The sequence below is a fragment of the Pseudomonas sp. MPB03 genome (genome assembly GCF_046605385.1).
Classification (GTDB): domain Bacteria; phylum Pseudomonadota; class Gammaproteobacteria; order Pseudomonadales; family Pseudomonadaceae; genus Aquipseudomonas; species Aquipseudomonas zanjanensis.
On record NZ_CP176770.1, the window covers coordinates 1,179,088 to 1,201,539 of the forward strand.

Genomic DNA, 22,452 nt, shown 5'->3' on the forward strand with positions numbered 1-22,452 from the left:
AACCCATGCCAAAACGTACAGACATAAAAAGCATCCTGATTCTCGGCGCTGGCCCGATCGTGATCGGCCAGGCTTGCGAATTCGACTACTCCGGCGCCCAGGCCTGCAAAGCCCTGCGCGAAGAGGGCTACCGCGTCATCCTGGTGAACTCCAACCCGGCCACCATCATGACCGACCCGGCCATGGCCGACGCCACCTACATCGAGCCGATCAAGTGGCAGACCGTCGCCAAGATCATCGAGAAGGAGCGCCCGGACGCGCTGCTGCCGACCATGGGCGGCCAGACCGCGCTGAACTGCGCACTGGACCTGGAGCGTGAAGGCGTCCTGGAGAAGTTCGGTGTGGAAATGATCGGCGCCAATGCCGACACCATCGACAAGGCCGAAGACCGTTCGCGCTTCGACAAGGCGATGAAATCCATCGGCCTGGACTGCCCACGCTCGGGCATCGCCCACAGCATGGAAGAGGCCAACGCCGTCCTGGAACGCCTCGGCTTCCCGTGCATCATCCGTCCGTCCTTCACCATGGGCGGCACCGGTGGTGGCATCGCCTACAACCGTGAAGAATTCGAAGAAATCTGCGCCCGTGGTCTCGACTTGTCGCCGACCAAGGAACTGCTGATCGACGAATCCCTGATCGGCTGGAAAGAATACGAGATGGAAGTTGTCCGCGACAAAAAGGACAACTGCATCATCGTCTGCTCCATCGAGAACTTCGACCCGATGGGCGTGCATACCGGTGACTCGATCACCGTTGCACCGGCCCAGACCCTGACCGACAAGGAATACCAGATCCTGCGTAACGCCTCCCTGGCGGTACTGCGCGAGATCGGCGTGGAAACCGGCGGCTCCAACGTCCAGTTCGGCATCTGCCCGAACACCGGGCGCATGGTGGTCATCGAGATGAACCCACGGGTATCCCGTTCGTCCGCCCTGGCCTCCAAGGCTACCGGTTTCCCGATCGCCAAGGTCGCCGCCAAGCTGGCCGTGGGCTACACCCTGGACGAGCTGTCGAACGACATCACCGGCGGCAAGACCCCGGCGTCCTTCGAACCGTCCATCGACTACGTCGTCACCAAGCTGCCACGCTTCGCCTTCGAGAAGTTCGCCAAGGCCGATGCCCGCCTGACCACCCAGATGAAGTCGGTCGGTGAAGTCATGGCCATCGGCCGGACCTTCCAGGAATCCCTGCAGAAAGCCCTTCGCGGCCTGGAAGTGGGTGTCTGTGGCCTCGATCCGAAGCTGGACCTGGCCGACCCGGAAAGCATGAGCGTGCTCAAGCGCGAGCTGACCGTGCCGGGTGCCGAGCGTATCTGGTACGTGGCCGATGCCTTCCGCGCCGGCATGACCGTCGAGCAGATCTTCGGCATGAACATGATCGACCCTTGGTTCCTGGTCCAGATCGAAGATCTGATCAAGGAAGAAGAGAAGGTCAAGACCCTGGGCATGTCCAGCATCAACCGCGACACGATGTTCCGCCTCAAGCGCAAAGGCTTCTCCGACATGCGCCTGGCCAAGCTGCTGGGTGTGACCGAGAAGAGCCTGCGTGCCCATCGTCACAAGCTGGAAGTGTTCCCGGTCTACAAGCGCGTCGACACCTGCGCGGCCGAGTTCGCCACCGACACCGCCTACCTGTACTCCACGTACGAAGAAGAGTGCGAAGCCGCACCATCGACCCGGGACAAGATCATGATCCTGGGTGGCGGTCCGAACCGGATCGGCCAGGGCATCGAGTTCGACTACTGCTGCGTACACGCGGCACTGGCCCTGCGCGACGACGGTTACGAGACCATCATGGTCAACTGCAACCCGGAAACCGTGTCCACCGACTACGACACCTCCGATCGCCTGTACTTCGAGCCAGTGACCCTGGAAGACGTGCTGGAAATCGTCCGCGTCGAGAAGCCAAAAGGCGTGATCGTCCAGTACGGCGGCCAGACCCCGCTGAAACTGGCTCGCGCCCTTGAAGCCGCCGGCGTGCCGATCATCGGCACCAGCCCGGATGCCATCGACCGCGCCGAGGATCGTGAGCGCTTCCAGCAGATGGTCGAGCGCCTGAACCTGCGCCAGCCGCCAAACGCCACCGTGCGCAGCGAAGACGAAGCGATTCGTGCCGCTGCCAAGATCGGTTATCCGCTGGTGGTGCGTCCGTCCTACGTACTGGGCGGTCGTGCAATGGAAATCGTTTATCAGGAAGACGAACTCAAGCGTTACCTGCGCGAAGCGGTCCAGGTGTCCAACGACAGCCCGGTGCTGCTGGACCACTTCCTCAACTGCGCCATCGAGATGGACGTGGATGCGGTCAGCGACGGCAAGGACGTGGTGATCGGCGCGATCATGCAGCACATCGAGCAGGCCGGTGTTCACTCCGGTGACTCCGCTTGCTCGCTGCCGCCGTACTCGCTGCCGGCGCACATCCAGGACGAGATGCGCGAGCAGGTCAAGAAAATGGCCCTGGAACTGGGCGTCATCGGCCTGATGAACGTGCAACTGGCCCTGCAAGGCGAAGATATCTACGTCATCGAAGTCAACCCTCGCGCTTCCCGTACCGTGCCGTTCGTTTCCAAGTGCATCGGTGTTTCCCTGGCGATGATCGCGGCGCGCGTCATGGCTGGCAAAACCCTGAAAGAGCTGAACTTCACCAAGGAAATCATCCCGAACTTCTACAGTGTGAAAGAGGCGGTGTTCCCGTTCGCCAAGTTCCCTGGCGTGGACCCGATCCTCGGCCCAGAGATGAAGTCCACCGGTGAAGTGATGGGCGTGGGCGATACCTTCGGTGAAGCCTTTGCCAAGGCCCAGATGGGCGCCAGCGAAGTGTTGCCAACTGGCGGCACGGCGTTCATCAGTGTGCGTGATGACGACAAGCCACTGGTTGCAGGCGTAGCCCGTGATCTGATCAACTTGGGCTTCGAAGTGGTCGCCACTGCCGGTACTGCCAAGCTGATCGAAGCGGCGGGCCTGAAAGTGCGCCGCGTGAACAAGGTGACCGAGGGTCGTCCGCACGTGGTCGACATGATCAAGAATGACGAAGTCACGCTGATCATCAACACCACCGAAGGTCGTCAGTCGATCGCCGATTCCTACTCCATTCGTCGCAACGCGCTGCAGCACAAGATCTACTGCACCACGACCATTGCTGCGGGCGAAGCGATCTGCGAAGCGCTCAAGTTCGGTCCCGAGAAGACCGTACGTCGCTTGCAGGATCTACATGCAGGATTGAAGGCATGAGCATAACCAAGTACCCGATGACTGTTCAGGGCGCGAAGGCTCTGGAAGAAGAACACGCTTTCCTGACCAAGGTCGAGCGCCCGCGCTTGAGCCAGGCTATCGGTGAGGCGCGTGAGCTGGGCGACCTGAAGGAAAACGCCGAATACCACGCTGCCCGAGAGGAGCAGGGGATGGTCGAGGCGCGTGTCCGTGACATCGAAGGCCGCATGCAGAATGCGGTGATCATCGATGTCACGACGATTCCGCACACCGGCAAGGTCATTTTTGGCACTACGGTGGAGATCGCCAACGTCGAGACCGATGAAAGCGTGACCTACCAGATCGTTGGCGAGGACGAGGCAGACATCAAGCTCGGCAAGATTTCCGTCGGTTCACCCATTGCTCGCGCCTTGATTGCCAAGGAAGAGGGTGATGTGGTGGCGGTGAAGACGCCGGGTGGTGTCATCGAGTATGAGATTGTCGAAGTCCGTCACATCTGAACGAAGGCGCCCGCTGCGAGCCGGCGCCATGATCTGGCAGCTCACCCAGATGTTATGGGTGGGCGGCATCTGGTTGTTGCACATTGGTTTGCTGCCGGTGCTGGGTCGAGTCGGCCTGGCACCGCTGCTCATCGATGAAATCGCCGGCATGCTGACGGCGCTGCTGGTGGCGTTTTCCGCGGCGTGCGTGATGTTTCAGGCTTTGGTGCTGGTTCAGGCCGAGGGCCTTGCCAGTCTATGGCGCGACATTCGTGGGCAGTTGCTGCTCATGTCGATGTATGCGTGCGGGATGTTCTTTGCGGTGCATCTCGGCTGGCCGGATGCGAGCCAGTGGCAGGTATTCAGTTATCTGGTGCTGGGCTTTTCCGGTTTGGTGCTGGTGTTGCAGCCGGTTCCCGGGTGGAGCGGCAGGGTGTGCGAGGCACACCCTTGACCCTTGGCATCACTTGAAGCGGTGAACGTTCGACAACTGCTTGTTGACGCTGAAATTCTTGCGATAAATCAGCGCCATCTTGCCGATGACCTGCACCAGGTCTGCCTTGCCGGTCTTGCACAGTTCGGCAACGGCAGCCAGGCGGGCTTCGCGATCGAGGATGTTGAGCTTGATCTTGATCAGCTCGTGATCGCCCAAGGCGCGTTCCAGTTCGGCGAGTACACCTTCAGTCAAACCGTTGTCAGCCACAGTCAAAACCGGTTTCAGATGGTGGCCAATGGATTTGTATTGTTTCTTCTGCTCTTGAGTGAGCGGCATAATCTGACCCCTGCGTCTGATCTTGTAAAAAGCGGCGGCCAGTTTACCCGAGCAAGTCCGGGACCGCCCACTTAATCACGACCCGTTTTATTTTTGAGGTGGCCCGTGGCCCGTTCCAAGACAAGTCTTAAATGGCTGCAAGAGCATTTCAACGACCCATTCGTGAAAATGGCGCAAAAGGACGGGTATCGTTCCCGTGCCAGCTACAAGCTGCTGGAGATTCAGGAAAGAGACCGTTTGATCCGTCCAGGCATGAGCGTGATCGACTTGGGCGCCGCCCCGGGTGGCTGGTCCCAAGTGACCAGTCGTCTGATTGGTGGGCAAGGCACGCTGATCGCTTCCGATATCCTGGAAATGGACAGCATCCCGGATGTGACCTTCATTCAGGGCGACTTTACCGAGGACGCCGTACTGGCACAGATCCTTGAAGCGGTTGGAAAAAACGAGGTGGACCTTGTGATTTCCGATATGGCCCCCAATATGAGTGGATTGGCATCTGTTGATATGCCGCGATCGATGTTCCTGTGCGAGTTGGCACTGGATCTTGCGACTCGGGTGTTGAAGCCAGGTGGTGATTTTTTGATCAAGGTCTTCCAGGGTGAAGGCTTCGACGAATACCACAAGAGCGTGCGCAAGCAGTTCGAGAAGGTCACGACGCGCAAGCCGAAATCATCGCGTGATCGTTCCCGTGAGCAGTACCTGCTGGGCCGTGGTTTCCGTGGTCGCAGTGAGGAATAAGAGGTTTTTCGACCGGGGCGATAGGTTTTTCGTATTTCGTCCCGTGAGCATTAGCGAATAATGTGTAGAAAGTGTTTCACAAAGGGTTACAGACGGCGCCTGCCAGAGTCGTAGGTAATGTAGTAAGTTAGGCCGGTGAATATCATGCGAAGCGCGCGCCAGTAGCGGAGCTTGCTTCAGAGGGTAGTTAATTGAACGATATGGCAAAGAATCTGATCCTGTGGTTGATCATCGCCGCTGTCCTGGTGACCGTGATGAACAACTTCTCCAGTCCTAACGAGCCGCAGACCCTCAACTATTCCGACTTCATCCAGCAGGTCAAGGATGGCAAGGTCGAGCGTGTAGCCGTTGATGGCTATGTGATTACCGGCAAGCGCACCGATGGCGACAGCTTCAAGACCATTCGTCCGGCAATCCAGGACAATGGCCTGATCGGCGATCTGGTGGACAACCATGTCGTGGTCGAAGGCAAGCAGCCTGAGCAGCAGAGCATCTGGACCCAGCTCCTGGTCGCCAGCTTCCCGATCCTGGTGATCATCGCCGTGTTCATGTTCTTCATGCGCCAGATGCAGGGCGGTGGTGGAGGCAAGGGCGGGCCGATGAGCTTTGGCAAGAGCAAGGCCCGGCTGCTTTCCGAAGACCAGGTGAAAACCACCTTGGCCGACGTCGCAGGTTGCGACGAAGCCAAGGAAGAAGTCGGCGAGTTGGTCGAGTTCCTGCGCGATCCGGGCAAGTTCCAGCGCCTGGGCGGTCGTATTCCTCGAGGCGTGCTGATGGTAGGCCCGCCCGGTACCGGTAAGACCTTGCTGGCCAAGGCGATTGCCGGTGAAGCCAAGGTGCCGTTCTTCACGATTTCCGGTTCCGACTTCGTTGAAATGTTCGTCGGCGTGGGCGCCAGTCGTGTCCGCGACATGTTCGAACAGGCCAAGAAGCACGCCCCCTGCATTATCTTCATCGACGAAATCGACGCCGTCGGTCGCCATCGTGGCGCCGGCATGGGTGGCGGTCACGACGAGCGTGAACAGACCCTCAACCAGTTGCTGGTGGAGATGGACGGTTTTGAAATGAACGACGGCATCATCGTGATTGCCGCCACCAACCGTCCTGACGTACTTGACCCTGCGCTGCTGCGTCCAGGTCGTTTCGACCGCCAGGTCGTGGTGGGGCTGCCAGACATTCGTGGTCGCGAGCAGATCCTCAAGGTCCATATGCGCAAGGTGCCAATGGGTGACGACGTCGCTCCGGCCGTCATCGCGCGTGGTACGCCGGGCTTTTCCGGTGCTGACCTGGCGAACCTGGTCAACGAAGCGTCGCTCTTTGCTGCTCGCACTGGCAAGCGCGTCGTGGAAATGAAGGAATTCGAGCTGGCCAAGGACAAGATCATGATGGGCGCAGAGCGCAAATCCATGGTCATGTCGGAGAAAGAAAAGCAGAACACCGCGTATCACGAGGCGGGCCACGCGATCGTCGGTCGTGTCGTGCCCGAGCATGATCCGGTCTACAAAGTCTCGATCATTCCGCGCGGTCGTGCCCTGGGCGTGACCATGTTCCTGCCGGAAGAGGATCGCTACAGCCTGTCCAAGCGCGCATTGATCAGCCAGATCTGTTCGCTGTACGGCGGTCGTATCGCTGAAGAGATGACGCTGGGCTTCGACGGTGTGACCACGGGGGCGTCCAACGACATCATGCGCGCCAGCCAGATCGCCCGGAACATGGTCACCAAGTGGGGCCTGTCCGAGAAGTTGGGGCCGCTGATGTACGCCGAGGAAGAGGGCGAGGTGTTCCTCGGTCGTGGTGGCGGTGGCCAGCATGCAAGCTTCTCCGGAGAGACGGCCAAGCTGATCGACTCCGAAGTGCGCAGCATCATCGACCAGTGTTATGGTACTGCCCGGCAGATTCTCACGGACAACCGTGACAAGCTCGATGCCATGGCCGATGCCCTGATGAAGTATGAAACCATCGATGCCGAGCAAATCGACGACATCATGGCGGGTCGTGAGCCTCGTGAACCGCGTGACTGGTCGGGCGGCGGTACCGGTACTTCCGGCACGCCACCGGCGGTACAAGGTGAGCGTCCGGAAACACCGATTGGCGGCCCGGCCGCTGATGTCTAAGGCTTGAAATGACTTCTGTTCAGTCCTCGACCCGGTTGCCTTGCGGCAACCGGGTTCTTGATTTGGCCCATGTACATGTCATGGGCATTCTCAATGTCACCCCTGATTCTTTTTCCGATGGTGGTCGATTCAGCCAGCTCGATGCTGCGCTGCGGCATGCCGAGGCCATGGTGGCCGCCGGCGCAACACTGATCGATGTGGGCGGTGAATCGACCCGACCGGGTGCGCGGACGGTCTCGCCTACCGAGGAATTGGAGCGGGTGGCGCCGATTGTCGAGCGCATCCATCGCGAGCTCGATGTCATTATCTCGGTCGATACATCCACGCCTGCGGTCATGCGCGAAACTGCACGGCTGGGGGCGGGCCTGATCAATGATGTTCGATCCTTGCAGCGCGATGGTGCCCTGGATGCTGCGGCGGACACGGGGTTGCCGGTGTGCCTGATGCATATGCTCGGCGAGCCGGGGACCATGCAGAACGACCCGTACTATGATGACGTCACCCGGGAAGTGGGTGAGTTCCTCGTGGCGCGTCTGGACCAGTGTGCTGCCGTGGGCATCCCTGCCGAGCGGATCATTCTTGATCCCGGGTTCGGCTTTGCCAAGACACTGGCGCACAACCTGAGCCTGTTCAAACATATGGAAGCCTTGCATGCCCTGGGTCGGCCCCTGTTGGTCGGGGTCTCGCGAAAGAGCATGATAGGCAACGCCCTGGGTCGCCCTGTGGGCGAACGCCTGTATGGCGGTCTCGCCCTGGCGGCGTTGGCCCTTGGTAAAGGTGCACGCATATTGCGCGTGCACGATGTGGCCGAAACGATGGATGTCGTGCGGATGATCGCAGCTGTGGATTCAGCCGAATAAGAATGACGGAGCACTTATGAGCAAGAAATATTTTGGCACCGACGGTATTCGTGGTCGGGTCGGCGAATACCCCATTACCCCTGATTTCATGCTTAAGCTCGGCTGGGCGGCCGGCATGGCGTTCCGCAAGATGGGTGCCTGCAAGGTGCTGGTCGGCAAGGACACGCGAATTTCCGGCTACATGTTCGAATCGGCCCTCGAGGCCGGCCTGACGTCGGCGGGCGCCGATGTGATGCTGCTCGGCCCGATGCCGACGCCAGCCATCGCCTACCTGACCCGTACGTTCCAAGGCCAGGCAGGCATCGTGATCAGTGCCTCGCACAACCCCCATGATGACAACGGCATCAAGTTCTTCTCCGGTCAGGGTACCAAGCTGCCGGATGATATTGAGCTGATGATCGAAGAGCTGCTGGACACCCCGATGACGGTGGTCGAGTCGAGCAAGATCGGCAAGGTGTCGCGGATCAACGATGCGTCGGGTCGCTACATCGAGTTCTGCAAAGGCAGCGTGCCGACCGGAACCAGCTTTTCCGGCCTCAAGATCGTCGTCGATTGTGCCCATGGCGCCACCTATAAAGTCGCGCCGAGTGTCTTTCGCGAGTTGGGCGCCGAAGTGGTGGTGCTGTCCGCCCAGCCCAATGGCCTGAACATCAACCACAACTGTGGTTCCACCCATACCGAGGCGTTGCAGGCTGCGGTGCTGGCCGAGCAGGCTGATCTGGGCATCGCCTTCGATGGTGACGGTGATCGGGTCCTGATGGTCGATCACACGGGTACGGTTGTCGATGGTGACGAACTGCTCTTCATCATTGCTCGCGACCTGCATGGGCGCGGCAAGCTGCAAGGCGGTGTGGTCGGCACGTTGATGAGTAACCTTGGGCTGGAACTGGCCCTGGCGGACCTGGATATCCCCTTCGTGCGCGCCAATGTGGGCGACCGCTACGTGATCTCGGAGTTGCTGGAGCGCAACTGGGTGATCGGGGGCGAGAACTCCGGTCACATCGTGTGCTTCGACCACACCACCACCGGTGATGCGATTATCGCGGCCCTGCAGGTGCTGATGGCACTCAAGGCGCGCAACGAGGGGCTCGCACAATCGCGCCAGGCGTTGCGCAAATGCCCGCAAGTGTTGATCAATGTGCGTTTCGGTGGCGGTGTAAACCCTCTCGAACATGCGAAGGTCAAGCAGGCCAGTGAGCGTGTAACGCAAGCGATGGCGGGGCGTGGACGCGTGTTGTTGCGCAAGTCCGGCACAGAGCCGTTGGTGCGTGTCATGGTCGAAGGCGAGGATGAAGCGCAAGTTCGCGGTTATGCCGAAGAGCTGGCAAAACTGGTTACTGAAGTTTCTGCCTGAATTCGGCTTGCCAGTCATGAATCCGTTGGGTAACATCTGCGCCCACTTTGACCGACGAGGTACAGCATGCGTCGCCCTATGGTAGCTGGTAACTGGAAGATGCACGGTACCCGCGCCAGCGTCGCTGAGCTGATCAATGGCCTTCGTCATCTGGCCTTGCCAAGCGGTGTTGATGTCGCGGTTTTCCCGCCTTGCTTGTATATCAATCAAGTGATTGATGGCTTGAAGGGCAAGTCGATTTCGGTCGGCGCGCAGAACTCTGCGATGGAAGCCATGCAAGGTGCGTTGACCGGTGAGATTGCACCGAGTCAATTGGTGGATGCAGGTTGTTCCCTGGTCCTGGTCGGGCACTCCGAGCGTCGCCAGATCATGGGCGAGCAGGACAAGACCTTGATCCGCAAATTTGCTGCGGCCCAGGCCTGTGGTCTGACTCCGGTGTTGTGCATAGGGGAAACCCGCGAGCAGCGTGAGGCCGGCAAGACCCTTGAGGTTGTCGAGCGTCAGCTGGGCAGCATCATCGAGGAGCTGGGTGTCGGTGCTTTTGCAAAGGCAATCATTGCTTACGAGCCAGTCTGGGCCATCGGCACTGGGCTGACTGCTTCGCCGCAACAGGCGCAGGATGTGCACGCAGCCATTCGCGCACAGTTGGCGGCAGAGAATTCTGAAGTGGCACGAGGTGTGCGGCTTCTATACGGCGGCAGCGTGAAGGCGGCCAATGCGGTCGAACTGTTCGGCATGCCGGATATCGATGGGGGGCTCATTGGTGGAGCGTCCCTGAATGCAGATGAGTTCGGTGCGATCTGTCGCGCCGCGGGAAACTGAAAAAATGCTGGAAACAGTCGTAGTCGTTTTTCATCTGCTGGGTGCGCTGGGCGTAGTTGCCCTCGTATTGCTGCAGCAGGGTAAAGGTGCGGATGCTGGTGCGTCTTTCGGTGCAGGTGCTTCAAATACTGTGTTCGGAAGCCAAGGTTCCTCTACCTTTCTCAGTAAGTTTACTGCTATACTTGCCGCCGGTTTCTTCATAACCAGCTTAGGGTTAGGTTACTTTGCTAAAGAGAAAGCTCACGAGCTGACTCAGGTAGGTTTGCCAAACCCAGCGGTATTGGAAGCGCCAAAGCAACAACCGGCTTCTGATGATGTCCCGGTGCTTCAAGAGCAAAAGTCGGCCAACCCGGCGACTGACGTGCCTCCAGCTCAAGAGCAGAAGTAAGAAGGTTTCAAACGCTGTATTGCCGAGGTGGTGGAATTGGTAGACACGCAACCTTGAGGTGGTTGTGCCCATAGGGTGTAGGGGTTCGAGTCCCCTTCTCGGTACCAATTATCAGGAGAGCCCGCGATTGCGGGCTTTCTTGTAGGTGGAAGGGTTACATTGACCCTGTAAGGGATCGGTCGTATACTTCCGCCCCAGCTTTGTCGCGGGATGGAGCAGTCTGGTAGCTCGTCGGGCTCATAACCCGAAGGTCGTCGGTTCAAATCCGGCTCCCGCAACCAGTTTCAGGGGCCCCTTCCAAGGGGCTTTTTGTTAGCTGGACACTTTATAACGCCGCTGTTCGACGGCGTTTCAGGGATGGGCGATTCGCCCATTTTTTTTTATTTGCACAGCATGCACAAACATGCACGAGGGGGTTCAGGTGTCGAGCAAGCTAGAACAGTTGCAGGCCTTGTTGGCCCCGGTGGTCGTGGCCCTTGGCTATGAATGCTGGGGTATTGAGTTTTCGGCTCAAGGTCGCCACTCACTGTTGCGCGTTTATATCGATAAGGAAGGCGGCGTGTTGGTGGACGATTGCGCCATCGTCAGCCGTCAGATCAGCGGTGTACTGGATGTTGAAGATCCAATCACCTCCGAATACACCCTTGAAGTTTCCTCGCCTGGCATGGAGCGCCCCCTGTTCACACTTGAACAGTTCGCTTTGTTTGCCGGTGAACAAGTGAAGATCAAGCTGCGCTCGCCTTTCGAAGGTCGACGCAACTTCCAAGGCCTTCTGCGCGGTGTAGAAGAGCAGGACGTCGTGGTGCAGGTAGATGACCATGAGTTCCTGTTGCCGATCGATATGATCGACAAGGCCAACATTATTCCCAGTTTTGACTGATACGTGCCAGATACTGCGGATCCCGCGGATCCAATGGCTTGCGAAAGGCGAGGCGTACGATGAGCAAAGAAGTACTGCTGGTTGTTGAGTCGGTATCCAATGAAAAGGGCGTACCGGCTAACGTTATTTTTGAAGCGCTGGAGCTGGCTCTGGCCACTGCTACCAAGAAGCGGTTCGAAGACGAAGTTGATTTGCGTGTGGAGATCAATCGCCACACCGGTGCCTACGAGACTTTCCGTCGCTGGACGGTCGTCGAGGAAGCCGACCTGGACGATCCTGCTATCGAAACCTGGCCGAGCAAGGTTGCGGAAACGCACCCGGGTGCCAAGGTCGGTGATGTCGTCGAAGAAAAAATCGAGTCCATCGAATTCGGTCGCATCGCTGCACAGACTGCCAAGCAGGTCATTGTGCAGAAGGTTCGCGAAGCCGAGCGCGCGCAAGTCGTCGACGCTTATCGCGAGCGCCTGGGGGAAATCATCTCCGGCACCGTGAAAAAAGTCACCCGCGACAATGTGATCGTCGACCTGGGCAACAACGCCGAAGCGTTGCTGGCTCGCGAAGACATCATTTCTCGCGAAACTTTCCGGGTTGGCGTGCGTTTGCGTGCGCTGCTCAAGGAAATCCGCACCGAGAACCGGGGCCCGCAGCTGATCCTGTCGCGTACAGCGCCGGAAATGCTGATCGAGTTGTTCCGCATCGAAGTGCCGGAAATTGCTGAAGGCCTGATCGAAGTCATGGCCGCTTCCCGTGATCCGGGTTCGCGCGCCAAGATCGCGGTCCGCTCCAAGGACAAGCGTATCGACCCACAAGGTGCCTGCATCGGCATGCGTGGTTCGCGTGTCCAGGCCGTATCCGGCGAGTTGGGCGGCGAGCGCGTGGACATCGTCCTGTGGGACGACAACCCGGCTCAGTTCGTGATCAATGCCATGTCGCCTGCTGAAGTGGCGGCAATTATCGTCGACGAAGATGCCCACGCCATGGACATCGCCGTTGGCGCAGACAATCTGGCTCAGGCCATCGGTCGCGGTGGTCAGAACGTGCGTCTGGCGAGCCAATTGACTGGCTGGACCCTGAACGTGATGACCGAATCGGACATCCAGGCTAAGCAGCAAGCTGAAACCGGCGACATCCTGCGCAACTTCATCGAAGAGCTTGAAGTCGATGAAGAGCTGGCGCAGGTGCTGGTGGATGAAGGCTTTACCAGCCTGGAAGAGATTGCCTACGTACCGGTGGAGGAAATGCTCAACATCGACGGCTTTGACGAGGAAATCGTCAACGAGCTTCGCGCTCGGGCCAAGGATCGTTTGTTGACCAAAGCCATCGCTACTGAGGAAAAGCTGGCAGACGCCCATCCGGCCGAAGACCTGCTCTCGCTTGAGGGCATGGACAAGGATTTGGCGATGGAACTGGCGGTGCGCGGCGTAATTACCCGCGAAGACCTGGCCGAGCAGTCTATTGACGATCTGCTCGACATCGACGGCATTGACGATGATCGTGCCGGCAAGTTGATCATGGCCGCCCGAGCCCACTGGTTCGAGTAATTAGGCGCGGCCTGAGGAGAGAAGTGCATGACGCAAGTCACGGTGAAACAACTGGCCGATGAGGTCAAAACACCGGTAGAGCGCCTGTTGCAGCAGATGCGTGAGGCAGGTCTGCCGCACACCGCCGCCGAGGAACATGTGACCGACAGTGAAAAGCAGTCCCTGCTGACTCACTTGAAGAGCAGTCACAAGGCAAAAGTGGAAGAACCGCGCAAGATCACTCTGCAGCGTAAAACCACCAGCACCCTGCGTGTTGCCGGTAGCAAAAGCATCAGCGTTGAAGTACGCAAGAAGAAAGTCTTCGTACAGCGCAGCCCGGAAGAAATCGAAGCCGAGCGCAAACGCGAACAGGAAGAACGTCGCGCAGTAGAAAATGCTGCTCGCCAGAAGGCTGAAGAAGAAGCCAAGCGTCGCGCCGAAGAAGAAGCGCGCCGCCAGCCTGCTGCTGCGCAGACCGCTCCGGTAGAAGCCGTCGAGGCTGTTGCCCCGGCCGCCGAACCTGTGCGCGAAGCGGCGCCAGTCGTGGCTGCTGCCCCGGCTCCAGCCGACACTCGCAAGCGCGACGAACAGCGTCGTCCGGACAAGCCACGTGCCGACGACAACCGTCGTGGCAGCGGCGACGGTGAGCGCAAGAACGCGCCTCATCGTGCTTCGGTCAAGGAAAAGGCGCCAGCACCTCGTGTTGCGCCACGTACCACCGACGAAGAAAGCGACGGCTTCCGTCGTGGCGGTCGCGGCAAGGCCAAGCTGAAGAAACGCAACGCCCACGGTTTCCAGAGCCCTACCGGCCCTGTCGTGCGTGAAGTGAAGATCGGCGAGACCATCACTGTGGGCGATCTGGCCCAGCAGATGTCGGTCAAGGCTGCTGAAATCATCAAGTTCATGTTCAAGCTGGGTACGCCAGCCACCATCAACCAGGTACTGGACCAGGAAACTGCCCAACTGGTTGCTGAAGAGCTGGGCCACAAAGTGACCTTGGTTAGCGACACCGCCCTGGAAGATTCCCTGGCCGAGTCCCTGAAGTTCGAAGGTGAGGCGGTTTCCCGTGCTCCGGTCGTGACCGTCATGGGCCACGTCGACCACGGTAAAACGTCCCTGCTCGACTACATTCGTCGCGCCAAGGTGGCGGCCGGTGAAGCGGGTGGTATTACCCAGCACATCGGTGCGTACCACGTTGAAACCGACCGCGGCATGGTGACGTTCCTCGACACCCCGGGTCACGCCGCGTTTACCGCGATGCGTGCCCGTGGTGCCAAGGCGACCGACATCGTGATCCTGGTGGTAGCAGCGGATGACGGTGTGATGCCACAAACCATCGAAGCCGTTCAGCATGCCAAGGCTGCTGGCGTGCCGCTGGTGGTTGCGGTGAACAAGATCGACAAGCCGGGCGCCGATCTCGATCGCATCCGCAGCGAACTGTCGGTCCACGGCGTGACCTCCGAAGAGTGGGGTGGCGACACTCCATTCGTTCCGGTCTCGGCGAAGATGGGTACCGGCGTTGACGAACTGCTCGAAGCCGTTCTGCTGCAGGCCGAGGTTCTCGAACTGACCGCTACGCCTTCGGCACCTGGCCGTGGTGTTGTGGTTGAATCGCGCCTCGACAAGGGCCGTGGCCCGGTTGCAACGGTCCTGGTCCAGGACGGTACGCTGCGTCAAGGCGACATGGTGCTGGTCGGCTCGAACTATGGCCGCGTGCGCGCCATGCTCGACGAGAACGGCAAGCCTATCAAGGAAGCCGGTCCGGCTATCCCGGTCGAGATCCTCGGCCTGGACGGTACCCCGGACGCTGGCGACGAGATGAGCGTTGTGGCTGACGAGAAGAAAGCCCGTGAAGTGGCTCTGTTCCGTCAAGGCAAGTTCCGCGAAGTCAAACTGGCTCGCGCTCACGCCGGCAAGCTGGAAAACATCTTCGAGAACATGGGCCAGGAAGAGAAGAAGACGCTCAACATCGTCCTCAAATCCGACGTCCGTGGTTCCCTGGAAGCGTTGAACGGCGCCTTGAATGGCCTGGGTAACGACGAAGTGCAAGTACGTGTGGTCGGTGGCGGTGTCGGTGGTATCACCGAGTCCGACGCCAACCTGGCACTGGCTTCCAACGCTGTACTGTTCGGCTTCAACGTGCGTGCCGATGCCGGCGCTCGCAAGATCGTCGAGCAGGAAGGCCTGGATATGCGTTACTACAACGTGATCTACGACATCATCGAAGACGTCAAGAAAGCGTTGACCGGTATGCTGGGCAGCGACGTCCGGGAGAACATCCTGGGCGTGGCCGAAGTTCGCGACGTGTTCCGTTCGCCGAAGTTCGGTGCCATCGCCGGTTGCATGGTGATCGAAGGTGTCGTTCACCGTAACCGTCCGATCCGTGTACTGCGTGAAGACATCGTGATCTTCGAAGGCGAGCTGGAATCCCTGCGTCGCTTCAAGGATGACGCTTCCGAAGTGCGTGCCGGCATGGAATGCGGTATTGGCGTCAAGAGCTACAACGACGTCAAGGTTGGCGACAAGATCGAAGTCTTCGAGAAGGTCCAGGTTGCTCGCAGCCTCTAACTCGCGCACTTCAAGAGCCGCGCCGGGCAGCCGCATGAACATGCGCTGCCTTGCTGGCGGACTCTAAACGCAACGCCCGGTCTGGCTTTTGCCAGGCCGGGCGTTTGCCGCTTTCAGACCTCACGGGTTTCACCGTGGGGCAGTAACAGGTAACAAGACATGGCAAAAGAATACAGCCGTACCCAACGAATCGGCGATCAGATGCAGCGCGAGCTGGCCCAACTGATCCGTCGCGAAGTCAAAGACCCGCGCGTCGGCCTGGTCACCATCACCGCAGTGGAAGTCAGCCGTGACGTCGGTCACGCCAAGATTTTCATCACCGTGATGGGCCAGGACAGCGCCGAAGAAATCGCCCAGAGCATCAAGGTGCTCAACTCGGCCGCCGGCTTCCTGCGTATGCAGCTGGCTCGGGAGATGAAGCTGCGCAGCGTCCCGCAGTTACACTTCCATTACGACGAAAGCGTCGTCCGGGGTGCGCATCTGTCGGCACTGATCGAACGCGCCGTGGCGGAAGACAGCCAGCATCCGGCTGCGGCTGAACCTGAAGACACCAAGGAGTAATCGGTGGCTCAGGTCAAACGTATCCGTCGTAATGTCAGCGGTATCATCCTGCTCGACAAGCCGCTGGGGTTCACCTCCAACGCGGCCTTGCAAAAGGTCCGCTGGCTGCTCAATGCCGAAAAGGCCGGGCACACCGGTAGCCTCGATCCGCTGGCCACTGGCGTGCTGCCACTGTGCTTTGGCGAGGCGACCAAGTTCTCCCAGTACCTGCTCGATTCCGACAAGGGTTACGAAACCCTGGCGCAACTGGGCAAGACCACCACCACGGCGGACGCCGAAGGTGAGGTTTTGCTGGAACGCCCGGTGACCGTTGGTCAGGCGGATGTCGAAGCGGTGTTGCCGAAATTTCGCGGGCAAATCAGTCAGATACCGCCGATGTACTCCGCTTTGAAGCGCGATGGACAGCCGTTGTATAAACTGGCCCGTGCAGGCGAAGTAGTGGAGCGCGAACCGCGTTCTGTTACTATTGCGCGCTTGGAATTGCTGGCCTTTGACGGTAATACTGCGCGGCTGGCCGTGGATTGCAGCAAGGGCACCTATATCCGGACCCTGGTGGAGGATATTGGCGAGCAGCTCGGCTGTGGCGCATACGTGGCAGAATTGCGACGGACCCAGGCCGGGCCTTTCACGTTGGCCCAGACGGTCACGCTGGAAGAGCTTGAAGCGGTGCATGCCGAAGGCGGCAACGAAGCGGTCGACCGTTTCCTGATGCCATCGGACAGCGGCCTGCTGGATTGGCCGCTCTTGCAGTTCTCGGAACACAGCGCGTTCTACTGGCTCAACGGCCAGCCGGTACGCGCCCCGGATGCGCCGAAGTTCGGCATGGTCCGGGTACAGGATCACAACGGTCGCTTCATCGGTATCGGTGAAGTGAGCGAAGACGGGCGCATTGCGCCGCGTCGACTGATTCGGTCGGAATGACCGGAACCAGCCTGCGTAACAGCGGGTTGGCGAGTGTGGCTGTTAACAGGCACGGTCACTACTCATTTATAGATACAGGGATTTGTCCCTGGCCTGTTGAAGCTGTTCCTCGGAACAGTTTCCTGACTAAAAGGATTGCCTCATGGCTCTCGACGTTCAAGAAAAAGCTCAAATCGTAGCTGACTACCAGCAAGCTGTTGGTGACACTGGTTCGCCAGAAGTGCAAGTTGCACTGCTGACCGCCAACATCAACAAACTGCAAGGTCACTTCAAGGCCAACGGTAAAGATCACCACTCCCGTCGTGGTCTGATCCGCATGGTAAACCAGCGTCGCAAGCTGCTGGACTACCTGAAAGGCAAGGACGTGAGCCGTTACAGCGCTCTGATCGCTCGCCTGGGTCTGCGTCGCTAATCAGCGATTGCGCTAGAGGTTGGTGGTCTGTCGTACGTCAGTGGGGTTCCCGCTGGCGCATGGCAGGCTCCCAGCCTCAAGTTTTATCTGGATACACGTTTTACCCTGGACAGGCGTCGGGCCGATTCCCGTCATTGCCCAAGAATTTCGCAAGAAGACAAGTTCCCCAAGAGCCACAAAGAAGGTAGGACACCGTGAACCCGGTAATCAAAAAATTCCAGTTCGGTCAGTCGACCGTTACCCTCGAGACTGGCCGTATCGCCCGTCAGGCCTCCGGCGCAGTGCTGGTCACCGTTGACGACGACGTCAGCGTATTGGTGACCGTTGTCGGTGCCAAGCAAGCCGATCCAGGCAAGGGCTTCTTCCCTCTGTCTGTTCACTACCAGGAAAAGACTTACGCTGCCGGTAAGATCCCTGGCGGTTTCTTCAAGCGCGAAGGCCGTCCTTCCGAGAAGGAAACCCTGACTTCCCGACTGATCGACCGTCCGATCCGTCCGCTGTTCCCAGAAGGTTTCATGAACGAAGTGCAGGTTGTCTGCACCGTCGTGTCCACCAGCAAGAAAACCGATCCGGACATCGCTGCGATGATCGGCACCTCGGCTGCCCTGGCCATCTCCGGCATTCCTTTCGATGGCCCGATCGGCGCTGCCCGCGTTGCGTTCCACGAAAGCACCGGCTACCTGCTGAACCCGACTTACGAGCAGTTGAAGGCGTCGAGCCTGGACATGGTCGTGGCCGGTACTTCCGAAGCCGTGCTGATGGTTGAATCCGAAGCTAAAGAGCTGACCGAAGACCAGATGCTGGGCGCCGTGCTGTTCGCCCACGACGAGTTCCAGGTGGTGATCAACGCCGTCAAGGAACTGGCCGCCGAAGCTGCCAAGCCAACCTGGACCTGGGCGCCACAGCCAGAAGCCACCGAGCTGCTGGGCGCGATCCGTGCCGAGTTCGGCGACGCGATCTCCCAGGCCTACACCATCACCATCAAGGCCGACCGCTACGCACGCCTGGGCGAACTGAAAGACCAGGTTGTCGCCAAGTTCTCCGGCGAAGAAGGCCAGCCATCGGCCAGCGACGTCAAGGCTGCTTTTGGTGAAATCGAATACCGCACCGTTCGCGAAAACATCGTCAACGGCAAGCCGCGTATCGACGGTCGCGACACCCGCACCGTACGTCCGCTGAACATCGAAGTCGGCGTCCTGCCAAAGACCCACGGTTCGGCACTGTTCACCCGTGGCGAGACCCAGGCGCTGGTCGTTGCAACACTGGGCACCGCCCGTGACGCGCAACTGCTGGACACCTTGGAAGGCGAAAAGAAAGACCCGTTCATGTTGCACTACAACTTCCCTCCGTTCTCGGTGGGCGAGTGCGGTCGCATGGGTGGCGCCGGTCGTCGCGAAATCGGTCACGGCCGTCTGGCCCGTCGTTCGGTCCAGGCCATGCTGCCGGCCGCTGACGTGTTCCCGTACACCATTCGCGTGGTGTCGGAAATCACCGAATCCAACGGTTCGAGCTCGATGGCTTCGGTCTGCGGCGCTTCCCTGGCCCTGATGGACGCTGGTGTGCCGATGAAGGCACCGGTGGCCGGTATCGCCATGGGTCTGGTTAAAGAAGGCGAGAAGTTCGCCGTCCTGACCGACATCCTGGGTGACGAAGACCACCTGGGCGACATGGACTTCAAAGTGGCCGGTACCGCCAAAGGCGTCACCGCACTGCAGATGGACATCAAGATCAAGGGCATCACCGAAGAGATCATGGAAATCGCCCTGGGCCAAGCCCTGGAAGCGCGCCTGAACATCCTCGGCCAGATGAACCAGATCATCGGTCAGTCCCGTACCGAGCTGTCGGAAAATGCTCCGACCATGATCGCGATGAAAATCGACACCGACAAAATCCGTGACGTCATCGGTAAAGGCGGCGCGACCATCCGTGCGATCTGCGAAGAAACCAAGGCTTCGATCGACATCGAAGACGACGGTTCGATCAAGATCTTCGGCGAAACCAAGGAAGCGGCAGAAGCAGCACGCCAGCGCGTCCTGGGCATCACCGCGGAAGCCGAGATCGGCAAGATCTACGTCGGCAAGGTTGAGCGCATCGTCGACTTCGGCGCGTTCGTCAACATCCTGCCGGGCAAGGACGGTCTGGTTCACATCTCCATGCTGAGCGATGCTCGCGTCGAGAAAGTGACCGACATCCTGAAGGAAGGCCAGGAAGTGGAAGTGTTGGTACTGGACGTGGACAACCGCGGCCGTATCAAGCTGTCCATCAAGGACGTCGCGGCAGCCAAGGCATCGGGCGTTTAATCACCCCGTCGTCTAACCGCTGAACAAGCAAACGCCCCGACTGGTTCGGGGCGTTTTGCTGTGTGGTGAAAAACCGACGCCAGGCAGGTTGCCTGGCTACGGGGGACGGTGCTAGTTTTAGCCACCGCCCGTGTAGCTCAGTCGGTAGAGCAGCGCACTCGTAACGCGAAGGTCGCAGGTTCGATTCCTGTCTCGGGCAAGATTTTCCCTCGTTATTTCACCTTCCTGCTCAGCTCCTCGACCGTGCGCTTGAGCTGGTCCATCTCGTTGTCCTGATCGCTGAGTTCCCGTTTCAGGGACGAAATCTCGCTGTTGCTCGAGCTCGAACTGGAGCCGCTATTGCGCTTGAGTTCTTCCACCTGCTTGCCAAGATCCTTCAGATCGCTTTCCTGTTCCTTGATGGTGCGCTTGAGCTCGTCGATCTCCTTGCTGCTGGAGGTGGAGCTGGAGCCGCTGTTGCGCTTGAGTTCTTCGATCTGGCGGGCCTGCTCGCTGAGGGTGCGTTTCTGGTTTTCCAGTTCGTCGGCATTGTTCTTTACGGTTTTTGGCAGGTTTTCCAAGGCGCTGGCGCTGACGTTGGTCTTTACGAGTACGTACTTATCGAATTGGTTGTAATGAAGTGCAGGAATGGCGTCGTGGTCAGAGGGACCATCGGAGGAGACTTCAACCGCCGCTTGGGCAACGCCGGCCAAGATCAGGCTGCCGAGCAGCAAGGTCGCGGTAGCAAGACGGGTCGACGAACGTTTCGAAAAGCTGCGCATCACTGGGGTTCCTTGTGAAGTGCCGGAATGGCACATTGCTATGACTGGTTATTCTGACAGATGTTCCCTAGTCCCCTTGGCTTCGTATGCACATGGTTTTTTGTGGGATAGATGTAAAGAGCCGTGTAAATCGTTGGCAAAACATCCTATATTCACTGCCTGCATGAGCACCGCCCAGCAGTTTTCAGATGATCCACGAATGGTTCTGAAGGCCAGGTGAACCGGGCTTCCAACGGCTTCCTGCGTCAGAGAGATCCTTGATGATCCAGATCCATCTTCCATTCCCAGATCAGCGAGAACGCCATGACCGTTAAAGAATTGAGTCAAGAAGCCAGACACGAAGAAGCCCTGGAAAAGTACTTGAAAGAAACGCCGCAACTGCGGGAAGAGATCAAGGACTTGTCCGCCGACGATCAGAAAGACCAGATCCAATGGGCATTCGAGGACGAGGCCGAAGCCCAGGGGCTGCAACCCTGGGAGTTGACGCTCAAGTACACCAGCACGCCTGAAGAATTCGAGGTGCAGCGCCTTGCATTGCACAAGGAAGCGGCCGAGGTGTTGGGTGTGGAATGGGATGAATACTGCGAGATGAATAATCTGGTGGTCTGAAAGCACGCGGTAAAAGCGACACTGTGGCGAGGGAGCTTGCTCCCGCTGGGTTGCGCAGCAGCCCCAAAAGAGGGGGCCGCTTCGCGGCCCAGCGGGAGCAAGCGCCCTCGCCACGGACTATCTTTGTTCCTGATTACCCGGCGTCAGCCTGTCAGAGGCTCAGCCGCATCGACAGATCCACCGCCTTCACATCCTTGGTCATCGCACCGATCGAGATGTAGTCCACTCCCGTCTCGGCTATCGGGCGCAACGTGCTTTCGTTGATCCCGCCGCTGGCTTCCAGTTTCGCTTTGCCGCCATTGAGGCGTACGGCTTCGCGCATGTCGTCCAGGCTCAGTTCGTCGAGCATGATGATGTCGGCACCGGCCGCCAGCGCTTCTTTCAATTCCGCCAGGCTTTCCACTTCGACTTCCACCGGTTTGCCCGGTGCGATCTTATGGGCGGCGGCGATGGCCTGGGCGATCCCGCCGCAAGCGGCGATGTGGTTTTCCTTGATCAGGAAGGCATCGTACAGGCCGATGCGGTGGTTATGGCAGCCGCCGCAGGTGACTGCGTATTTCTGGGCCAGGCGCAGCCCGGGCAGGGTCTTGCGGGTGTCCAGCAGCTTGACTTGGGTGCCGGCGACAAAGTCGGCCAGGTAGCGGGCCCGGGTGGCGACGCCCGACAGCATCTGCAGGAAGTTCAGCGCGCTGCGTTCGCCGGTCAGCAACGAGCGGGCCGGGCCTTCCAGATGGAACAGCACCTGGTCGGGGCTGACCCGGTCGCCATCGCGCACTTGCCAATGCACCGCGACACGCGGATCCAGCTGCCGGAACACGGCATCGACCCAGGCCGTGCCACTGATGATCGCCGCATCGCGGGTGATGATGGTGGCCTTGGCCAGGCGTTCGGCGGGGATCAGTTGCGCGGTGATGTCGCCGCTGCCGACGTCTTCAAGCAACGCGCGGCGCACGTTGGCTTCGATTTCGGCGGTCAGGTCGGCGAGGCGTAGATTCGGCATAACGGGCTCCACAAACAAAGTGGCCTGGATTATAGGGTGTCGAAACCTGCATTTGGTCGCGACCTCGCAACATTTCCTCATTTCCTCGGTCACTAGTTGCGCCGTATTTCGAGCTGCGTCACAGAGTACCGCTGGTGCGGCGGGGTTCTTTTACCCATAATCCGCCTTTCGATTGACGCCATGGCTT

At 59.3% G+C, this 22,452-nt stretch carries 20 protein-coding genes and 3 tRNA genes; 20 read left to right on the forward strand and 3 right to left on the reverse strand.

All coding sequences use genetic code 11. The annotated features are described in order from the left end of the window. Positions 1 to 5 precede the first annotated feature (5 nt). Genes carB through ACLH0I_RS04990 form a run of 3 tightly spaced genes read left to right on the forward strand, consistent with a single transcriptional unit; the run spans position 6 to position 4,139 of the window. Positions 6 to 3,227 (forward strand): carbamoyl-phosphate synthase large subunit, encoded by a 3,222-nt coding sequence (gene carB / locus ACLH0I_RS04980; protein WP_207963343.1) that lies wholly within the window; start codon positions 6 to 8, stop codon positions 3,225 to 3,227. Between the two features lie 2 nt (positions 3,228 to 3,229). Beyond that, complete coding sequence (gene greA / locus ACLH0I_RS04985) at positions 3,230 to 3,706, forward strand: transcription elongation factor GreA (protein WP_030139783.1); 477 nt, start codon at positions 3,230 to 3,232, stop codon at positions 3,704 to 3,706. Between the two features lie 28 nt (positions 3,707 to 3,734). Continuing rightward, the gene (locus ACLH0I_RS04990) at positions 3,735 to 4,139 is read left to right on the forward strand and encodes an MFS transporter (protein ID WP_186706016.1); all 405 of its coding nucleotides are present in this window, start codon (positions 3,735 to 3,737) and stop codon (positions 4,137 to 4,139) included. Positions 4,140 to 4,148: 9 nt separating this feature from the next. On the opposite strand, the gene ACLH0I_RS04995 is transcribed toward ACLH0I_RS04990, so the two are convergent. Continuing rightward, on the reverse strand, positions 4,149 to 4,457 hold the full coding sequence (locus ACLH0I_RS04995) for a YhbY family RNA-binding protein (RefSeq protein ID WP_003177852.1): 309 nt from the start codon (positions 4,455 to 4,457) through the stop codon (positions 4,149 to 4,151). Positions 4,458 to 4,562: 105 nt separating this feature from the next. Between ACLH0I_RS04995 and rlmE the strand changes: the two genes are divergently transcribed. The 16 genes from rlmE to ACLH0I_RS05075 all read left to right on the forward strand — a co-directional run bounded on the left by rlmE (position 4,563) and on the right by ACLH0I_RS05075 (position 20,094). Beyond that, positions 4,563 to 5,195 carry a 23S rRNA (uridine(2552)-2'-O)-methyltransferase RlmE gene (rlmE, locus tag ACLH0I_RS05000; RefSeq protein WP_003177853.1) on the forward strand — a complete coding sequence of 211 codons (633 nt, stop codon included), beginning with the start codon at positions 4,563 to 4,565 and terminating at the stop codon, positions 5,193 to 5,195. Positions 5,196 to 5,395: 200 nt separating this feature from the next. Next, entirely contained in the window at positions 5,396 to 7,309 is a 1,914-nt protein-coding gene (gene ftsH / locus ACLH0I_RS05005) for an ATP-dependent zinc metalloprotease FtsH (protein ID WP_053118351.1), read from the forward strand. 8 nt (positions 7,310 to 7,317) lie between these two features. Beyond that, positions 7,318 to 8,169, forward strand: a complete 852-nt coding sequence (folP, locus tag ACLH0I_RS05010; protein WP_411386470.1) for a dihydropteroate synthase — start codon at positions 7,318 to 7,320, stop codon at positions 8,167 to 8,169. Between the two features lie 16 nt (positions 8,170 to 8,185). After that, complete coding sequence (glmM, locus tag ACLH0I_RS05015; protein WP_186705984.1) at positions 8,186 to 9,523, forward strand: phosphoglucosamine mutase; 1,338 nt, start codon at positions 8,186 to 8,188, stop codon at positions 9,521 to 9,523. Positions 9,524 to 9,589: 66 nt separating this feature from the next. Beyond that, positions 9,590 to 10,345: a triose-phosphate isomerase gene (gene tpiA / locus ACLH0I_RS05020; protein WP_186705985.1), complete on the forward strand. Its 756-nt coding sequence runs from the start codon at positions 9,590 to 9,592 to the stop codon at positions 10,343 to 10,345. Positions 10,346 to 10,349: 4 nt separating this feature from the next. After that, on the forward strand, positions 10,350 to 10,733 hold the full coding sequence (secG, locus tag ACLH0I_RS05025) for a preprotein translocase subunit SecG (protein ID WP_025211789.1): 384 nt from the start codon (positions 10,350 to 10,352) through the stop codon (positions 10,731 to 10,733). A gap of 21 nt (positions 10,734 to 10,754) precedes the next feature. Then, positions 10,755 to 10,840 (forward strand) — tRNA-Leu (locus ACLH0I_RS05030). A 97-nt stretch (positions 10,841 to 10,937) separates the two neighbouring features. Further along, positions 10,938 to 11,014: transfer RNA gene (locus tag ACLH0I_RS05035), tRNA-Met, on the forward strand. Between the two features lie 140 nt (positions 11,015 to 11,154). Then, positions 11,155 to 11,613 carry a ribosome maturation factor RimP gene (gene rimP / locus ACLH0I_RS05040; protein ID WP_053118762.1) on the forward strand — a complete coding sequence of 153 codons (459 nt, stop codon included), beginning with the start codon at positions 11,155 to 11,157 and terminating at the stop codon, positions 11,611 to 11,613. A gap of 59 nt (positions 11,614 to 11,672) precedes the next feature. Further along, positions 11,673 to 13,154, forward strand: a complete 1,482-nt coding sequence (nusA, locus tag ACLH0I_RS05045; RefSeq protein WP_003177868.1) for a transcription termination factor NusA — start codon at positions 11,673 to 11,675, stop codon at positions 13,152 to 13,154. 27 nt (positions 13,155 to 13,181) lie between these two features. Beyond that, positions 13,182 to 15,701, forward strand: a complete 2,520-nt coding sequence (gene infB, locus ACLH0I_RS05050; RefSeq protein WP_186705986.1) for a translation initiation factor IF-2 — start codon at positions 13,182 to 13,184, stop codon at positions 15,699 to 15,701. 159 nt (positions 15,702 to 15,860) lie between these two features. After that, positions 15,861 to 16,262, forward strand: coding sequence for a 30S ribosome-binding factor RbfA (gene rbfA, locus ACLH0I_RS05055; RefSeq protein ID WP_181287552.1), 402 nt, complete (start codon positions 15,861 to 15,863; stop codon positions 16,260 to 16,262). A 3-nt stretch (positions 16,263 to 16,265) separates the two neighbouring features. Further along, a complete protein-coding gene (gene truB / locus ACLH0I_RS05060; protein WP_030139793.1) occupies positions 16,266 to 17,183 on the forward strand; it encodes a tRNA pseudouridine(55) synthase TruB in 918 nt (305 codons plus the stop codon). A 142-nt stretch (positions 17,184 to 17,325) separates the two neighbouring features. Beyond that, positions 17,326 to 17,595 carry a 30S ribosomal protein S15 gene (gene rpsO, locus ACLH0I_RS05065; RefSeq protein WP_011332409.1) on the forward strand — a complete coding sequence of 90 codons (270 nt, stop codon included), beginning with the start codon at positions 17,326 to 17,328 and terminating at the stop codon, positions 17,593 to 17,595. Between the two features lie 194 nt (positions 17,596 to 17,789). Next, complete coding sequence (pnp, locus tag ACLH0I_RS05070) at positions 17,790 to 19,895, forward strand: polyribonucleotide nucleotidyltransferase (protein WP_030139794.1); 2,106 nt, start codon at positions 17,790 to 17,792, stop codon at positions 19,893 to 19,895. 126 nt (positions 19,896 to 20,021) lie between these two features. Then, positions 20,022 to 20,094, forward strand: a tRNA-Thr gene (locus tag ACLH0I_RS05075). 13 nt (positions 20,095 to 20,107) lie between these two features. Here ACLH0I_RS05075 and ACLH0I_RS05080 read toward each other — a convergent pair. Then, complete coding sequence (locus ACLH0I_RS05080; protein WP_411386471.1) at positions 20,108 to 20,656, reverse strand: hypothetical protein; 549 nt, start codon at positions 20,654 to 20,656, stop codon at positions 20,108 to 20,110. A gap of 303 nt (positions 20,657 to 20,959) precedes the next feature. On the opposite strand from ACLH0I_RS05080, the gene ACLH0I_RS05085 reads away from it, so the two are divergent. Continuing rightward, positions 20,960 to 21,265, forward strand: a complete 306-nt coding sequence (locus tag ACLH0I_RS05085; protein WP_250964029.1) for a DUF6388 family protein — start codon at positions 20,960 to 20,962, stop codon at positions 21,263 to 21,265. Between the two features lie 151 nt (positions 21,266 to 21,416). Here the strand turns inward: ACLH0I_RS05085 and nadC are convergent, their stop codons facing one another. After that, complete coding sequence (gene nadC / locus ACLH0I_RS05090; protein ID WP_250964030.1) at positions 21,417 to 22,265, reverse strand: carboxylating nicotinate-nucleotide diphosphorylase; 849 nt, start codon at positions 22,263 to 22,265, stop codon at positions 21,417 to 21,419. Positions 22,266 to 22,452: the final 187 nt, after the last annotated feature.

Bases quoted from the DNA above. Each gene is read 5' to 3' on its own strand.
- carB (WP_207963343.1), top strand. From the start codon at position 6: ATGCCAAAACGTACAGACATAAAAAGCATCCTGATTCTCGGCGCTGGC.
- ACLH0I_RS04990 (WP_186706016.1), top strand. From the start codon at position 3,735: ATGATCTGGCAGCTCACCCAGATGTTATGGGTGGGCGGCATCTGGTTG.
- ACLH0I_RS04995 (WP_003177852.1), bottom strand. From the start codon at position 4,457: ATGCCGCTCACTCAAGAGCAGAAGAAACAATACAAATCCATTGGCCAC.
- ftsH (WP_053118351.1), top strand. From the start codon at position 5,396: ATGGCAAAGAATCTGATCCTGTGGTTGATCATCGCCGCTGTCCTGGTG.
- folP (WP_411386470.1), top strand. From the start codon at position 7,318: ATGACTTCTGTTCAGTCCTCGACCCGGTTGCCTTGCGGCAACCGGGTT.
- glmM (WP_186705984.1), top strand. From the start codon at position 8,186: ATGAGCAAGAAATATTTTGGCACCGACGGTATTCGTGGTCGGGTCGGC.
- tpiA (WP_186705985.1), top strand. From the start codon at position 9,590: ATGCGTCGCCCTATGGTAGCTGGTAACTGGAAGATGCACGGTACCCGC.
- secG (WP_025211789.1), top strand. From the start codon at position 10,350: ATGCTGGAAACAGTCGTAGTCGTTTTTCATCTGCTGGGTGCGCTGGGC.
- nusA (WP_003177868.1), top strand. From the start codon at position 11,673: ATGAGCAAAGAAGTACTGCTGGTTGTTGAGTCGGTATCCAATGAAAAG.
- infB (WP_186705986.1), top strand. From the start codon at position 13,182: ATGACGCAAGTCACGGTGAAACAACTGGCCGATGAGGTCAAAACACCG.
- rbfA (WP_181287552.1), top strand. From the start codon at position 15,861: ATGGCAAAAGAATACAGCCGTACCCAACGAATCGGCGATCAGATGCAG.
- rpsO (WP_011332409.1), top strand. From the start codon at position 17,326: ATGGCTCTCGACGTTCAAGAAAAAGCTCAAATCGTAGCTGACTACCAG.
- ACLH0I_RS05080 (WP_411386471.1), bottom strand. From the start codon at position 20,656: ATGCGCAGCTTTTCGAAACGTTCGTCGACCCGTCTTGCTACCGCGACC.
- ACLH0I_RS05085 (WP_250964029.1), top strand. From the start codon at position 20,960: ATGACCGTTAAAGAATTGAGTCAAGAAGCCAGACACGAAGAAGCCCTG.
- nadC (WP_250964030.1), bottom strand. From the start codon at position 22,265: ATGCCGAATCTACGCCTCGCCGACCTGACCGCCGAAATCGAAGCCAAC.